16 protein-coding genes and 1 riboswitch are annotated in these 13,922 nt (G+C 54.2%); all 16 genes read left to right on the plus strand.

All coding sequences use genetic code 11. The features are described 5' to 3' along the window. Complete coding sequence (locus HRQ60_RS15300) at positions 1–2,193, plus strand: hypothetical protein (protein WP_172196885.1); 2,193 nt, start codon at positions 1–3, stop codon at positions 2,191–2,193. Then, positions 2,183–2,878 (plus strand): lantibiotic dehydratase C-terminal domain-containing protein, encoded by a 696-nt coding sequence (locus tag HRQ60_RS15305; protein WP_343044705.1) that lies wholly within the window; start codon positions 2,183–2,185, stop codon positions 2,876–2,878. The genes HRQ60_RS15300 and HRQ60_RS15305 overlap by 11 nt, the downstream gene beginning before the upstream one ends. Then, a complete protein-coding gene (locus HRQ60_RS15310; RefSeq protein WP_172196889.1) occupies positions 2,850–4,076 on the plus strand; it encodes a YcaO-like family protein in 1,227 nt (408 codons plus the stop codon). Before HRQ60_RS15305 ends, HRQ60_RS15310 begins: the two co-directional genes overlap by 29 nt. 24 nt (positions 4,077–4,100) lie before the next feature. Next, entirely contained in the window at positions 4,101–4,679 is a 579-nt protein-coding gene (locus tag HRQ60_RS15315) for a hypothetical protein (protein ID WP_172196891.1), read from the plus strand. A 4-nt stretch (positions 4,680–4,683) separates the two neighbouring features. Then, positions 4,684–6,186, plus strand: coding sequence for a nitroreductase family protein (locus tag HRQ60_RS15320; RefSeq protein WP_172196893.1), 1,503 nt, complete (start codon positions 4,684–4,686; stop codon positions 6,184–6,186). Between the two features lie 2 nt (positions 6,187–6,188). Beyond that, on the plus strand, positions 6,189–6,821 hold the full coding sequence (locus HRQ60_RS15325; RefSeq protein ID WP_172196895.1) for a hypothetical protein: 633 nt from the start codon (positions 6,189–6,191) through the stop codon (positions 6,819–6,821). 13 nt (positions 6,822–6,834) lie between these two features. Continuing rightward, on the plus strand, positions 6,835–7,557 hold the full coding sequence (locus tag HRQ60_RS15330; protein WP_172196897.1) for an ATP-binding cassette domain-containing protein: 723 nt from the start codon (positions 6,835–6,837) through the stop codon (positions 7,555–7,557). 6 nt (positions 7,558–7,563) lie between these two features. After that, positions 7,564–8,328 (plus strand): ABC transporter permease, encoded by a 765-nt coding sequence (locus HRQ60_RS15335; protein WP_172196899.1) that lies wholly within the window; start codon positions 7,564–7,566, stop codon positions 8,326–8,328. A gap of 161 nt (positions 8,329–8,489) precedes the next feature. After that, on the plus strand, positions 8,490–8,669 hold the full coding sequence (locus tag HRQ60_RS15340) for a thiocillin family RiPP (protein ID WP_172196901.1): 180 nt from the start codon (positions 8,490–8,492) through the stop codon (positions 8,667–8,669). 63 nt (positions 8,670–8,732) lie between these two features. Further along, positions 8,733–8,912: a thiocillin family RiPP gene (locus HRQ60_RS15345; RefSeq protein ID WP_172196903.1), complete on the plus strand. Its 180-nt coding sequence runs from the start codon at positions 8,733–8,735 to the stop codon at positions 8,910–8,912. A gap of 63 nt (positions 8,913–8,975) precedes the next feature. After that, entirely contained in the window at positions 8,976–9,167 is a 192-nt protein-coding gene (locus HRQ60_RS15350) for a thiocillin family RiPP (RefSeq protein ID WP_172196905.1), read from the plus strand. A 43-nt stretch (positions 9,168–9,210) separates the two neighbouring features. Further along, the gene (locus HRQ60_RS15355) at positions 9,211–9,384 is read left to right on the plus strand and encodes a hypothetical protein (protein WP_172196907.1); all 174 of its coding nucleotides are present in this window, start codon (positions 9,211–9,213) and stop codon (positions 9,382–9,384) included. A 167-nt stretch (positions 9,385–9,551) separates the two neighbouring features. Further along, on the plus strand, positions 9,552–10,163 hold the full coding sequence (locus HRQ60_RS15360) for a DUF1349 domain-containing protein (RefSeq protein WP_172196909.1): 612 nt from the start codon (positions 9,552–9,554) through the stop codon (positions 10,161–10,163). After that, positions 10,163–11,233, plus strand: coding sequence for a leucine-rich repeat domain-containing protein (locus HRQ60_RS15365; protein ID WP_172196911.1), 1,071 nt, complete (start codon positions 10,163–10,165; stop codon positions 11,231–11,233). Before HRQ60_RS15360 ends, HRQ60_RS15365 begins: the two co-directional genes overlap by 1 nt. Then, the gene (locus HRQ60_RS15370; protein ID WP_172196913.1) at positions 11,230–11,610 is read left to right on the plus strand and encodes an MmcQ/YjbR family DNA-binding protein; all 381 of its coding nucleotides are present in this window, start codon (positions 11,230–11,232) and stop codon (positions 11,608–11,610) included. The genes HRQ60_RS15365 and HRQ60_RS15370 overlap by 4 nt, the downstream gene beginning before the upstream one ends. Positions 11,611–11,876: 266 nt before the next feature. Then, positions 11,877–11,978: riboswitch (purine riboswitch) on the plus strand. A 135-nt stretch (positions 11,979–12,113) separates the two neighbouring features. Then, a complete protein-coding gene (locus tag HRQ60_RS15375) occupies positions 12,114–13,505 on the plus strand; it encodes an NCS2 family permease (protein WP_172196915.1) in 1,392 nt (463 codons plus the stop codon). Positions 13,506–13,922: the final 417 nt, after the last annotated feature.

The following is a 13,922-nucleotide window of genomic DNA, read 5'->3' on the forward strand; positions in this document are numbered from 1 at the left end:
ATGCAGGCGGGAATTTTGTTCAAAAGAGAATCGCTGTTTCCGTTCGACAAAATAGAACTGCTGAAAAGCGACAAGCTGCGCGGCCTTGGAGAGGCGATCCGTATGGAAAGTGAATTGACCGAGCTGCGAAGGCGGATCGAAGACCGGATCAAAGACTCCAAGGAACGGCTGTACGCGGAAGACCGGCAGATCGAACTTAAGCTGCTGATGCGCTTGAAAGGGAAGAACCTGCTTCAAGGCGAAGCGAAGCGGGCCGAAATCAGGCGTCATCCCGCACTGGAAGAGATCGCGGATCTGCTGGATGAGTATGCGGAGGAGGCCGAAGCGCTGGATAGTCTGCGGCGCGGGATCGAAGACGAATTCAACCAGCCCGACCCGATGGACTTCTTTTTCGAAGACGAGTTTTTCCGGGAAGCGCTCAAGTATACAAACGTCGACTTTTACGAGCAGGGCTTGGGCCAAAAAGGAAGCAGTCAACACCGCGAACGGACCAAACGCTCGCGGCTGGAGACCCGGTACAACTATGTGCAGCGCGCCACGGTCAAGACGAGTCCGCTCAGCTACTTCGGCGTGACGACCTACCGGGATTCGCAGTCTGCGGAGATCGCGAAATACGGCCTGAATACGCTGATCAAGACGCTGCTGCTTCAAGCAATCTCGATGGACGCAGACCGGCGGCATCGTTTGACCTATACGTTCTCGCCGATCGTAAGGGATGCGAACGACCGTATTATGGGCCTGTATTTCGAGAAACAGATGCTGCACCGCGATTTCGGCTGGCTGTTGAAGCAGGAAGATATCCTGCATCAGAAAGTGTATGTAGCGCTGAACGAGAAAAGGCAAAATGCGGCGCCGGAACTGGAATACGCAGAGCTTGCGCGGCTTGTGAGCGAAGACAAACGGATCGATATCGACAGTCTGATTGCCAACAACCTCGCCGTACCGGCATACAGCCTGTACCTGAACGACGAGGCCGTGTTCCTTCAACTCGTACAGGAACTGTTCGGAGCCGCCTGGCGCGACCGATTCGCGGCTGCGGCGGCAGGAACGCTGGCGCGCAACGATCCGGGCAGCGAGATGATCGGTTATATCGCGGACAAGCTCGAGAGCAAATATCCGGTTGATCTGCCGGGCATGCTGGCCAAGATGCCGCTGTTCTACCATAACGTGATCCGCCGCGAGGCTTTCGATTTCCCTGTCATCCCGAAGGAGCGGCGCAGGACCCTGCTGTCGGAATTCCTCTCGGTCAACGAGCGGGGAAGATGTATTCGCAATTATATCCACAGCGGCTATCGACGCTTCGCAGAGCGCAGCCTGCTGGAAATCATCTGTATCGTCAAGCAGGAGATGCTTGATCATACTTTCGATTATGAGGCGTACAATTATCCGTCGATTCCGGATCAGAAGAAGAACATGCTGCTGTTTTTCCAGCTCGACGACCAGTCCAATCTGGTGCTGAACAATATCGCTTCCGGCTCGGGACATCTGATTGCCCGTGACGCCGACGCGTTCTCCCCGGAACTCGCGGAGCAGTATCGCCATCACTGCGAGCGCATCTTCACCCGTCCGTACCCGGTGTACGAAGTGGTGATCGACGAAGAGATTTCGAACAAGATCGACGTAGGCAAAAGCAGCCTGCCGCAGGTCAAATGGCCGGCCGATTTCGCCCAAATCCGGACGGCGCTGACCGAAGACGGCGAACTGTGCTTCGAGTACCGCGGAGAGCGCATCAACCTGACTTATCAAGGAACCGTTCCTTTTCATTTATTCCAGGGAGCCAAACGCATTCTGATGGACCTAATCCATCCCTGGAAAGTCGAATACGCCAAGATCAAGCATTACAATGCTCCTTTCCGGCAGGAATACGAGCTGAAGCTGACGCAGCTGCAGCTCGGCGAGAAGCCCCGGAGCGATGCCGCTTTTGCGGAAAAGCTGACGCTGCTGTTTGAGCAGAACGGTTATCCGTCCGACTTTTTTATCAAAGAAAAAAAGGCGGGTTACGCGCTGCCGGGCAAGCCGGTCTGGATGTCGCTGCATTCGCCGGTGTCGATCAAGCTGCTGCGCAAGCTGCTGGAAGAAGGCAAAACGTTCGGCATCACGGCTGTGTTCCCCGACGCCCGGGCTTACGGCCGGAACGGACGCTGCGTCGAATATGGGCAATTTATCGTTGAAGGTGATGAATATGTGGTATAGCTTTCACATTTACGGGATCAGCCCCGAAGAGTTTTTGGAAACAATGAACCGCAACCGTCTCGACCGCAAGTACTTTTTTATCAACTATATCGACTATAACGGCTTTCATATCCGGCTTCGCTTGTTCCTGCAGCATGCCCAGGAGAAAAGGGAGTATCAGGCCGCGCTGAGGGAACGGTTCCCGCACTGCAAAGTCGTCGAGAAAATCTACGATCCGGAGTACAACGTATACGGCGACTCGCTCAATGTGTACGAAGAATACTCGGCTGCGCTGTCCGCTTATCTGGTGGAGCACGGCCGGGTCGACCGGATGACGATGCTGCTGACGGTTCGGAAACTGCTGCATGTGTTCGACCGGGCGGATGTTCGCTATCTGCGCTTTCATGTGGCCTGGTGGGAAAAAGGAACCGGCGGACATCTGATCAGCCGGATCCAAGCTTCGCCCCAAACGGGTACCGGCGAGCATACGCTGGATCGCAAGCTGGAGCGGCTGATCGACGAGTTCGTCGTACCGGGAATCCCCGCGATGCCCGAAACGTCCAAAGACCGTCTGTGCTTCCAATTTATCCATATGACCCTTAACAAAATGAACTGCACCATCGCGGAAGAAGCGGCGATTTTGAAATGGTTTTTGAAAACGAAGGAGGAGAACCCGAATGAAATCTCTGGATCATTACTTCTTTAAGACATACGAATGCTTTCCGGCGAAAGGGATGCAGAATACCCGGATCTATATTTCGCGTATCGGCCGGAACGCCGCTGTCGCTTCCGAACGGGAGCTGTACGGTGCAGGCACCGGCGACTCGGTCGAAGAAGCGAGTTTCCTCTCCAAGATGGAAGCGATCGAGAGGCTCTGCAACAGCCAGACCGTAGCACCGAGTCTGATCGGCAGCCTGGAAGATCTCCAGGATCAGGCGATCGATCTGGCCCTGTTCCCCCAACTCAGCGAATCGGAGAACAGCTTCAACAAGAATTATCGGACCAAAGGCGTGATGCGCTGGGTGAAATCGTACAATCTGACGCAGCGCAAACCCGTGTATATTCCGGAAGAGCATATTACGCTGTTTACGAAAAAGAAGTACGACGGCGAAGGGACAACCAACCCGATCTCGACCGGCTGCGCGATCCATACCAACTTCTCGGATGCGATTCTCAACGGAGTCTACGAAGTCGTCGAACGGGACGCGATCGCCCTGACCTGGCTGCTTCGTCTGCCGCTCAAAGAGATCGATGCCCAAGCCCACGGTCTGGACGTCGACATTTTCGACAGCGAATTCCTGGGCCGTGTCCGGCTGTACGATGCCAGTACGGTAGAAGGCATCAAGACCTTTTGTCTGCGGGCCACGACGCGGCACTGCCGGGAAATCAAAAACGTGCTGATGTTCTCTACGCATGTGGACTCGATGAAAGCGATCGCCAAGCTCAAAAAGGAACTGATCTCGGTCATGTTCAGCCTATCGGAAAGCGTAGGGCGGAACCGCAACATTATCGACGAAGATGTGCAGGAATTCTACCGCGTCGATCAGGGCGCTTTGTACATGGCGCATGAAGACCATGCCGACCATTTCGGCTTCCTGGACGACAACGGACAGGCGCCGCTCGACCCCGGAACCGTCGGTCTGTCAAAACGGGAAGAACTCGATTTTCTTGTCGAAGCGCTCCGTCTGCGGGGCCATGAGGTCTATGTGACGGATATGACCAACCGGGAATGTCACGAGAACGATCTGCGCGCAGTCAAGGTAACCATTCCGACCCTTCAGCCGATCTCGTTCGTCCATCGCTCCCGGTATTTGGACAGCCGGCGTATCCAGGGATACGCGGAGCGCCAATTCGGCACCTTCGACTTTTCGATGATCAACGACAAACCGCTGGCGTTCTCTTGAACCCGCGCCGAGAGGAGAGTTTTCATGCATAGAATCGCCGTAACCGGAATCGGGAACGCCCGCAGAAAGATCGCCGAGTCCCTGAGCGGACAAGGGGCTTTCCCGGTCGACTACCCGCTGCGCGAACGTCCCGACGCCGACCTGCTGTTTGTAGTCTACGACGGCTTGTATATCGATCATTTCCTGGAACAATCGTTCGATTTCGAAGGCGAGATTGTCCCGATCTTTTTTGACACCGACAGGGTCCTCGTATTCGGTTCCATGAAGCCGGCCTACGAGCCCGGGGAAGTCTGCACCACCTGCATGATCCAGCGGCACAAGGAAATGCAGGGCTATAACGAAATGTACGATACCGTATACGGATACTGCGGCTTCGAGAAGATCGATTCCATCCTCGACGAAGAGATCGAAATCTTTGCGGACAAGCTGCTCGAGAATCTGCGCGCCGGGAAATTCCGGAACGAGGAAACGGTGTACCTGCTGGGCGATTCCTTCTTCGTCCACAAGACCCGGGCCGGTTATACGGGCTGCGGCAAATGCGATTTCAGAGCCTACGAAACCGATGAACTCGAACGGCTCTTGAGTGCGAAAGGGGTGTCTTAAGCGCATGATGTTCAACGATCCCATGGTGAGATTTCCCGAGTATCCGTTTCTGCTGCCGGGCCTCAAGTTTATCCGAAACAACGGATTTACCATTTACGGTTCGCCGGGCGGCGTGTTCAAGATCAACGGCAGCGCGGCAGGCGATCTGCTTCAGAAACTGTACCCGCTTCTGTCGAGCCAGAAGAATACGCTTGAACAGCTGGTTGCCAAAAGCGGCCTCGAAGGCGTGCGGGTGCTGCGCGTACTGGAAATCCTGTTCGCCAAAGGCTGCCTGATCAATTACGTGGATTACGAGGCACTGAACCGGCTGGAAAAATATTTCGTCAAAAATATGTCCAAAAACAAAAATTACAACAGTATCGAAGATCTGCGTCTCTTGACGGCGAATAAGCGGGTCTGCGTTCGGGCAGCCGGCGAATCGCCGCTTGCCGAAGAGATTCGCGGCCGGCTGGCGGCGATCGGAATTCCTCTGGTGGAACGCGAAGAGGCAGGATCGGGCGACCTGGTCGTCTACCTGACGGAGAACGACTGGGAAGAAGAGATCGAAGAAATTGCCAAGTCCCGGGATGTACTGCTGTTCTCGCATTCGCGGCAGCATCTGCAGATCGGTCCGATGCTGGGCCGCAAGGCGGCACGCAAAGAAGGGTATCTGTCGGCCAAAAGCGCCCATCCGTTAGCCGGAGCGCGTGAAGCGGGTTATGACAAGGCCTTCGGACGCATCATCTTCCTGCACACGCTAAAAGAGTACTTCAAGTTCGGCGAACGGCTGCTGCTCAAGAATTATATCGAGGTCGATGCCCGCCTGTCGGAGTCCAACGTAGTTCCGATCCGCGGCGTTCATTATCTCGGCGAAGATTCGCTGATCGGCGAATACGAGGACCGGGTCGGCTTCCCCGCGACGAAGTATCTCAACAAAACGTCGCATCTGGCCCATTACAAAGCCTCCAATGCCAAACTGACGATCGGGGACGGCCGCTCCTTTCTCTGGAAGAAGACGGACAGCGCGAAGCTTGATCCCAAGCTGACTGAACTTGCGAATTATCTGGTCGGCTACAAGAAAAAAGACGGGCCGATGCCCAAGAAGATGTGCCCGACAGGCGGCAATATCAACTCCAACCTGCTGTATCTCATCAATAGGAATCCGGATTATCTGGAAGGCGAAGGCCTCTACTTCTACTCCAATCTCGACGGCAGCTTCTATATGATCAACCGGCTCGACCGGGATGGGCTGCAGGAAGCGTTCGGCGGAGAAATCGGTTCAGGCGGATCGGGGCTGCTCCTTGTCCCGGCCAGCGACGTCGATATGATCGGCAGCAAATACAACGACTTTTCGTTCAAGGTAGCCAATTTGAATCTGGGCGTTCTGCTGTCCCAATTCGTGTCCGCTGCCCGCGTCCAGGATATCGGCTACAACGTCGTCACCCGTTTCGACGAACGCAAGCTGCTGGAGCTGTTCGGTGTCAAAACAACCAAAGAATTGATCAATTATGTTATCGAGGTGGTGTGAATATGCTGGATCGAATAGTCGGTGAAACGCGCAATGTGCTGGAGGCGGACGGTTATCTGCACGGCCTGCGTCTGAACGAACTGCCTAAGGTGCTGTTTCCGTTCCGGGAAGAAGATATCCTCAACCGGGAATCGTTCCGGTATTTCGACAAAAAGGCGTCCCGCCTGTCGCTGGGCGATTTGGAGACGTTCGCGTCCTACTTCGACAGTCTGCGAACCGGGATGGGCATCTCCGGGCAGGCACTGTCCCTGCACGTGATCGACAACATCGGGCTGATCCATACGGGTTCCGCCGGATCTGCGGCCTACCGGTATGCAGACGGACGATTCGAAGCCCGCAAGCTGAGTGAGCCGATCGGCCGGGAGTCGCTGTACATCCAGGAAGAAATGCACGATGCCGGGGCCGTTCTGTTTTTCGTCTGGAAGCTGAGCTTTTTTGAACGGCAGGAACTACGGGACCGGTATTACCGGGAGCTGATGAGCCTCAGCGGATTCTTCGGTCATCAGTGCTCGCTCCTGGCGGCCAACCGGGGAATCAAAGGAACCGTGTTCGCGGGCTTGTCCCCGGTCGAATTTTATTCCGTGTTTGAAGACGGCGAAGACGAGATTCCGATTTTCGCATTTGCGATCGAATAAGGAGGCGGCACGAATGGAACTGAACGTCAAGAAACTGAGCAAACGGTACGGAGAGAAGCAGGTGCTCCAGGACGTATCCCTTTCTTTCAAGAGCGGAAGCACTTACCTGATCCTCGGAAAAAACGGCGCCGGAAAAAGTACGTTCATCAATATTCTGGCCGGCAATATCAAAAGCGACGAAGGCCTGATCGTGCTGCTGGACGACGGCGACTCGCTTGAACTTCAGGCGAATGCCATTTTCCAATATCAGAGCTTCAGCAGTTTCCGCTTTTTGAAAGTCAAAGAAATCATCGCCTTTTTCACCATGACCACCAAAAATGCGCAGGAAGACCGGAAGCTCTACGAGCTGCTCTCACTGGATCGGATCCAGAACCAGCTGATCGAGAACCTGTCGGGCGGGGAGCGCAAAGCGGTCTCGCTCTACCTGACCTTCCTGCTAAACAAGAAAGTCGTGGTCCTGGACGAGCCTTTCGCGGAACTCGATATCGAGAAGAAGTATTTGCTGGAGAGGCATCTCAAAGAAAAGATTGCTTCGCAGAACCTGCTCGCGATCATTATCAGCCATGAAATTTCCGGGTATCAGCAGCTGTTTACCGACGTGGTCATTCTGGACGAAGGCAGGGTTGTAGAAGCCGGCCAAACGCAGGATCTGTTGGACAAGTACAAAAATTCCCCGTTCCAGGGTCTGGAAGGTGTTTTCTACAGCCTGACGGGAAAATACATCGAGGTGAGCTAAATGGTCATGAATATTGCGAAGTTCTACCTGCTGGAGCAGTGGCGCAACAAATGGACCGTGATCGGCAACATCATGGCTCCGATGATCTTTCTCGTCTTCGCCTTGGTCATGAAGAGTACGATCGATGACAAGGCGACCGCCGACCTGATTATCAAGTCGCAGTTCCTGCCGTTCTCGATCCTGATCCTGATCTTCAGTCTGGCGCTGTCGCTGAACGTTCTGCTGCTGTCGGAGAAGAAGGAAGACGGAACGTTCCTGCTGCTCAAGCGAACCGATCTGAAGCTGAACAGTTACTTCATGGGCGTGGCTCTGGGAATCTTCGTTATTTTCAACTTTTTCCTGATCTTCTTCATGGGCTGCTACGAGCTGATCGTCGATATCGACCTCGCTTCTATGTTTACGATCTGGCTGTTCTCGAATGTGACGCTGCTGTGCCTGTATCCGGCGAGCTACGTCCTGGCTTCCTTTTTCAAAAAAAGCAAAAAGGTCGTCGCTTTCTTGACTCCGATCACGCTGCTGCTGATGTTCAGTATTACCATGCCGTCCATGCTCGCCATGACGCAGGGGCAAAACCCGCAGATGTACTACAAGTTCCTCTTCTGGAATCCCATGATGATCATGAACGATATCACGCTGTTCGAACTCGACATGATTACCAGCACCTGGCTGCCGACCTATCAGTATCTGCTGGTCCTGATCGGCCTGTGCGCCGTACTCTGGTTCGCCGCGCTGAAGACGTTCCGAATTGCCGATGCGAACGAGCGCGTCTGAGCACCGTTCAAGCGGCAGGAGATCATGGGCCTTATCCGCCGCAAACGGACGTTTGGCGAGGCCGCCGTAGCCGGAAAGCCGGGACGGCCCGGCTCATCTCCTTCTGCGTTGTCGACGTCGATCCGATTACCCCAACCAATCCAAGAAAGAAGGTATCCCGAATGGACAAAAATGGATATGAACAAATCGAGTTTCTGGAAGCGGCAGACGAAGTGTTTGTGGAAGAACAGCTGGAAATGAACGAGGTTGCCGCATCGCTAGGCACCTTGTCGTCCACCTCTTCGGGTTCCTGCCCGGGATCGTCGGTCGGTACGCTGACGACGGCTTCCAGCTTCGGCTGAGCGAATACCTATTCAGGCAAGATCACGCTTTATCCAAACCCACTTCACTAGGAGGCTGTACAAATGGAAAATCAGGAATTGAATTTGATTGCGGACGGTGACGACATTTTTGTCGAGGAGCAGATTGAAATGAACGAAGTAGCGGGTACCTGGGCTTCGGCAGGCTGCTTCGGCAGCGCGTCCACGATCGGATCCTGCGCATCGTCTTCGTCTTCGGCAAGTTCGGCATCGTCGTTCGGTTAAGTCATTCGAAGTTCGCAAGTAAAACCGGAATCCGTTAAACTATACTAAGGGAGCGATTAGGATATGAACAAACAATTGGAAGCTGAACTCAAACATAACGATTTGGACTTTTACATTGAAGAACAAGCGGATTTGAACGAAATGGCGGGCTTCACAACAGCTTCCAGCGCGTCGACCAGTGCTTCTTTTGCTACGGCAGGCTCCTGCGCTTCCTCGGTATCGTCGGCCGCTTCCTTCTCTTCCGCGGGAGACTGATTCGGCGCAAGATTGAAATCTGTATGAAAAAGGAGGGATATCCATGCAATGCTCAAACTGCAGCGGAACGGAATTCAAAGAGGCTATCCAGTATATGAAAGTCAAAGAAGTCGGAAAAGGAAAAATGGCGATTAACGGTTCCGAAGTCGTCCTGACTTTCTGCGTGAACTGCGGTACGGTCTCGAATATCCGTTTAACGAATCCGAGCATGAACTAGATAGCCAGTCCGAGTTGTCGGAAGCTTTCTTCGCAGCGATGCGGAGAAAGCTTTTTTGGTTGTGGAACAGGCGAAGGATATTCCCGAAGATGGATGTTAAGGAAGGAAATCGGATATACTGGATGTGTTCTTGCGATTTCTATTTAGGCATGGAGAGGGGAAACGATATGCACTACATACCGGAGTATACCGACCGTTTGAAGATCATGACCGAACCCGAGAAACTGGAGACCACGGAAGGCGCTTTGAAGCTGCACAGCCGTGCCGACACGGATTTTTGGCTCAAAACGCACTACGGTTTCGAACGTTACAACGGACATGTGCTGTACGACGAGATCGAAGGGGACTTTGTAGCGGTAACCGAATTGTCGATGGACCCGCGCTATACGTTCGACCAATCCGGTCTGTTTGTGGAAGTCGATCGCGACAACTGGCTCAAGACGTCCGTGGAGTATATTCCCGGCGCGCCTTCGCATCTGGGAGCGGTCGTCACGCGCGGCGGTTATTCCGACTGGTCGACCCGCAACGCGGACGCCAATCTGTTCGAACGCCGCCTGCAGTTCAAAGTGACGCGGGAAGGCGAAGATTTTCTGATTCATGCGCGCGAAGCGGACGGAGAATGGGAACAGCTGCGGATCGCGCATCTGGACTGCCCGGAAGGTGCGGCGCTCAAAGTCGGTCTGTACTCGGCAAGCCCGGGCACGGAAGGCGGATTTGAGACGGTATTCCACAGCTTTGAGATCCGCAAACACGAGCGCGGCTCGAGCGAACCTTCCTGATGGAAGCGATCAGATTCGGCGGCCGGCTTCAGATCGACAAGAACTGGACGCTTGACGAGATCCGGCTGTTGGCGGCGGAGCCTTCGCTTCGGATTCTGCAGTATTCGGAGCGGGAAGTGCCGGGCCCGAAACTGCTGGAGCTTCTTGATGAGGAGCTGTTCGCCGTGCGGCCGGACATTGAACTGCGGATCTACGGGTTCCATCTGCAGGCGGCGGACCTGTCCGTCTTGGAGCGGCTGCCGGAAGTCGTCAAGCTGTCGGTAGACTGCTGCTCGCGTGCGGAAGGATTGAGCCATATAGGCTCCCTTGCCAAACTGCGCGAACTTACGCTGGATGTGTTCGAGCTGGATTCGTTCGAGGTGCTGGGCGAAGTTCGCAGCGGTCTGGAACGTCTTCGATTGGGCAAAACCCGTTCCAAAAAACCCGACCTTGCGATCTTGAGCCGATTCTCCGAATTGGAAGAACTCATTCTCGCCGGGCAGCGCAAGCATCTTGGCGTACTGCACGAATTGAAGGCGCTGCGCGCTCTCACCGTGTATGGGATTCCGCTGGGGGATTTGTCTTTTTTGGGTGGGAATCCGCAGTTGAACAAGCTCTCGCTGGGTTTTGGCGGCGCGGAGGATCTGGGCGGACTGCATAAGCTGGATCGGCTGGAAAAGCTGTCTCTGACAGGAGTGAGAGGGCTAAGCCGCCTGGATGTGCTGTCTGCACTGCCGCGGCTTCGGGAATTGAAGCTGCGCGATCAGCCGAAGCTTGCGACGCTGCCCGACTTCTCGGATCTGCCCGAGCTGCGCGCGATCCAATGCTGGAGTATTGCGCTGGACAATCTGGACTGGACGGCAGGTGCCGAAGGTTTGGAAGAATTTGCGTTTTTGGAAGTGAAGACCCTGGGGGTTGAAGATTTCCGGAAGCTGTTTGCCCTTCGTCGGCCCAAGCGTATCCGCATCGTGATGAACCGCGCCAAAGAACAGGAAGCGATTCGGCGGTTGATGGTCCAAGAAGGGTTTACCGAGGAATCGGGCGGCTGGTGGAGCGGCATTCAACAAATCGGCGAGGAGAATGCAAAATGAATCTGACAGACGAATGGATCCGGCAGACCTGTCTGGAACTGCCCGGTACGGAAGCTTTTATGAAAGAAGAATGGGGCAGCCTGCTGTATCGCGTCGGAGGCAAATACTTCGCCATGCGGGGAACGGATAACGAATCCAGGCAGATTCTGACGCTTAAATGCGATCCGCTGCTCGCCGAGGAGTACCGGGAACGCTACGAGCAGATCGTGCCGGGTTATTATTCGAACAAGTCGCATTGGAACAGCCTCCTGCTCGAACAGGGAGGATTGGAAGCCGATTTCGTCCAAGGCATGATTCGTCACTCGTATGAGCGGGTGCGAAGCGGCCTCCCGAAGAAGATGCGGGACGAACTTCCGGCGCTGACGGAGAATGACTGAAAAGCGAACGTTTTCACAGGAAAGCGTAAGAGTAAGTAGAACGTTTCATTTTGGCAGGTACAGGCATGTCCCGGGGACAGGCTTGTGCCTACTGGGATGGGACGTTTTTTTGAATTTGGGAAGTATTGAATAATTAACGAACATTAAAATAATACAACGGCCTAATCATTCGCTTTTTCCATTGACAAGCTTATCGGCCTGCCCTAGAATGTAACCTGTGAAGCCGACCAGCCGGAACGTATGCTTTGGCAGCGGCGGATAAAGGTAACCGACAACTGAAACAGCGTTCGTATAATTCCGGGAATGGGCCCGGAAGTCTCTACGTGATCACCGTAAATGATCGCTCTACGAAGCGGGAAGAAGACGTTTTGCGGCTCAAGGGGTTTCCCCCACGGCGCGCAGGGCCGATCTTCCCGGTTCCAAGAGCACCGGAGGCGACAATGTCGAATCCGGTCTCTTTTGTCGTTCCCCCATTTAGATTTCCGAGGAGGAAAAATTGTATCATGGAAAAGTTCTTTAAACTCAAAGAACACGGCACCACATTCAGAACGGAAATTATTGCCGGTCTGACGACTTTCATCACGATGGCCTATATCCTGATCGTGAACATTTCGTTCCTCGGTCCGGACGGCGCGGGTATTCCGGCTTCGGGCGTGTTCTTCGCTACAGCCGTAGGCGCGGGCCTCGTTACCATCCTGATGGGTCTGGTCGCCAATATTCCCGTGGCGCTGGCACCGGGTATGGGACTTAACGCGTACTTTATGACCGTCGTATTGAGCTCGAACGGCGCGATTACCTGGCAGGCGGCGCTCGGCGCGGTCTTCATCTCGGGTATCATCTTCATCATCTTGACCATAACGAAGATTCGCCAAATGCTGATTGTGGCCGTTCCTTCTTCGATCAAGGCGGCCATAACCGTCGGCATTGGACTGTTCGTCACCATTATCGGGATGAAGCTCGGCAATATCATCTCCGCTTCAGCGACGGTAACGGGAATCACGGACGTGGCTCAGCTTCAGGCTCCCGTAACGGTACTGGGCTCGAACTTCCAGTTGGCGCTCGGAGACTTCATGCACCAGAAAGATACGCTGCTGTCGCTGATCGGGATCTTTATCATCGGCGCTTTGATGGTTATGCGAATTCGGGGAGCGCTGCTGATCGGGATCGTGCTGATTACGCTGATTGGTATCCCGATGGGCGTTACGAACCTGAGCGGCCTGTCCACGGGAAGCTGGCTGCCTTCGTTCGGCGATCTGGCGGTCGGCCAATTGGATATCATGGGCGCTCTGCAGCTCGGACTGTTCGAGATCGTCTTTGTTTTCACCTTCGTTGAACTGTTCGATACGTTCGGTACGCTTGTCGGTACGGCGGAACGTGCGGGTCTGATGAAGAATAAGGAAGAAGGCGAGAAAAAAATCGGCAGAGCCATGCTGGTTGACGCGGTCGGTGTCAGCACAGGCGCGGTTCTCGGTACAAGCACCATTACTTCCTACGTAGAGAGCACCGCGGGAATCGCGGAAGGCGGACGTACCGGATTGACATCGGTGACGACAGGCGTACTGTTCCTGCTGGCGATGTTTATCGCGCCGCTTGCCCTGGTCGTTCCTTCGGCGGCAACGGCTCCGGCTCTGATCATGGTCGGCGTTTTGATGATCTCCCAGGTTCGCAGCATCGATTGGGATGATATGATGCAGGCCATTCCGGCTTTCCTGACGATCATCTTTATGCCTTTCACCAACGGGATCGCAAACGGTATCTCGGTCGGGATCCTCGCTTATGTCGTACTTGGCGGATTGAGCACTGTGTTTACGAGCCGCAAAGTGAAGATCCACTGGCTGATGTGGGTATTGGCTGTTCTGGTACTTGCCCGTTACGTATTCCTTGGCGGAGAGTAATTTAGAAAAAAGAGAAAGCTTCAAAAGGGGAAAAGTTCGGAAACGTTGCAGGCAGCCATTCGTCGTCAGACGAATGGCTGCTTTTTTTTGCTTTCTTGATAAATGGAGAATCGAAAGAATTCTCGCCTATTAATGAAAGGAAATTTTAGATGTTATTCAGCGCAGGATGCCCGTAGGGATTTTTAATAAAAAGGGGTTGTTTTGCGTTTTGGAGGATGTTATAGTCTAGGAACCGCCTTGAGAGAGTGCCGGTGCGGTTCGAAGAGTGAGCGAGTCCCAACCGGAATCGGACAAGACGCTTCGCAAGAAGCTGACAAAAAGATTTCAAAAAAAGACTTGCAAAACGAAAACGAACGTGCTAATATATAAGAGTTGCTGCTGCGAGAGAAACACGAACGGCAGAAACGAGAATTACGA

Origin of the sequence: Saccharibacillus qingshengii, assembly GCF_013185195.1 — a bacterium.
GTDB lineage: Bacteria > Bacillota > Bacilli > Paenibacillales > Paenibacillaceae > Saccharibacillus > Saccharibacillus qingshengii.

What these genes read in the sequence shown, in the direction of transcription:
- HRQ60_RS15340 (WP_172196901.1), top strand. Translation starts at nt 8,490, where the DNA reads ATGGACAAAAATGGATATGAACAAATCGAGTTTCTGGAAGCGGCAGAC.
- HRQ60_RS15320 (WP_172196893.1), top strand. Translation starts at nt 4,684, where the DNA reads ATGATGTTCAACGATCCCATGGTGAGATTTCCCGAGTATCCGTTTCTG.
- HRQ60_RS15325 (WP_172196895.1), top strand. Translation starts at nt 6,189, where the DNA reads ATGCTGGATCGAATAGTCGGTGAAACGCGCAATGTGCTGGAGGCGGAC.
- HRQ60_RS15375 (WP_172196915.1), top strand. Translation starts at nt 12,114, where the DNA reads ATGGAAAAGTTCTTTAAACTCAAAGAACACGGCACCACATTCAGAACG.
- HRQ60_RS15315 (WP_172196891.1), top strand. Translation starts at nt 4,101, where the DNA reads ATGCATAGAATCGCCGTAACCGGAATCGGGAACGCCCGCAGAAAGATC.
- HRQ60_RS15335 (WP_172196899.1), top strand. Translation starts at nt 7,564, where the DNA reads ATGAATATTGCGAAGTTCTACCTGCTGGAGCAGTGGCGCAACAAATGG.
- HRQ60_RS15370 (WP_172196913.1), top strand. Translation starts at nt 11,230, where the DNA reads ATGAATCTGACAGACGAATGGATCCGGCAGACCTGTCTGGAACTGCCC.
- HRQ60_RS15330 (WP_172196897.1), top strand. Translation starts at nt 6,835, where the DNA reads ATGGAACTGAACGTCAAGAAACTGAGCAAACGGTACGGAGAGAAGCAG.
- HRQ60_RS15310 (WP_172196889.1), top strand. Translation starts at nt 2,850, where the DNA reads ATGAAATCTCTGGATCATTACTTCTTTAAGACATACGAATGCTTTCCG.
- HRQ60_RS15345 (WP_172196903.1), top strand. Translation starts at nt 8,733, where the DNA reads ATGGAAAATCAGGAATTGAATTTGATTGCGGACGGTGACGACATTTTT.
- HRQ60_RS15350 (WP_172196905.1), top strand. Translation starts at nt 8,976, where the DNA reads ATGAACAAACAATTGGAAGCTGAACTCAAACATAACGATTTGGACTTT.
- HRQ60_RS15365 (WP_172196911.1), top strand. Translation starts at nt 10,163, where the DNA reads ATGGAAGCGATCAGATTCGGCGGCCGGCTTCAGATCGACAAGAACTGG.
- HRQ60_RS15305 (WP_343044705.1), top strand. Translation starts at nt 2,183, where the DNA reads ATGTGGTATAGCTTTCACATTTACGGGATCAGCCCCGAAGAGTTTTTG.
- HRQ60_RS15300 (WP_172196885.1), top strand. Translation starts at nt 1, where the DNA reads ATGCAGGCGGGAATTTTGTTCAAAAGAGAATCGCTGTTTCCGTTCGAC.
- HRQ60_RS15360 (WP_172196909.1), top strand. Translation starts at nt 9,552, where the DNA reads ATGCACTACATACCGGAGTATACCGACCGTTTGAAGATCATGACCGAA.
- HRQ60_RS15355 (WP_172196907.1), top strand. Translation starts at nt 9,211, where the DNA reads ATGCAATGCTCAAACTGCAGCGGAACGGAATTCAAAGAGGCTATCCAG.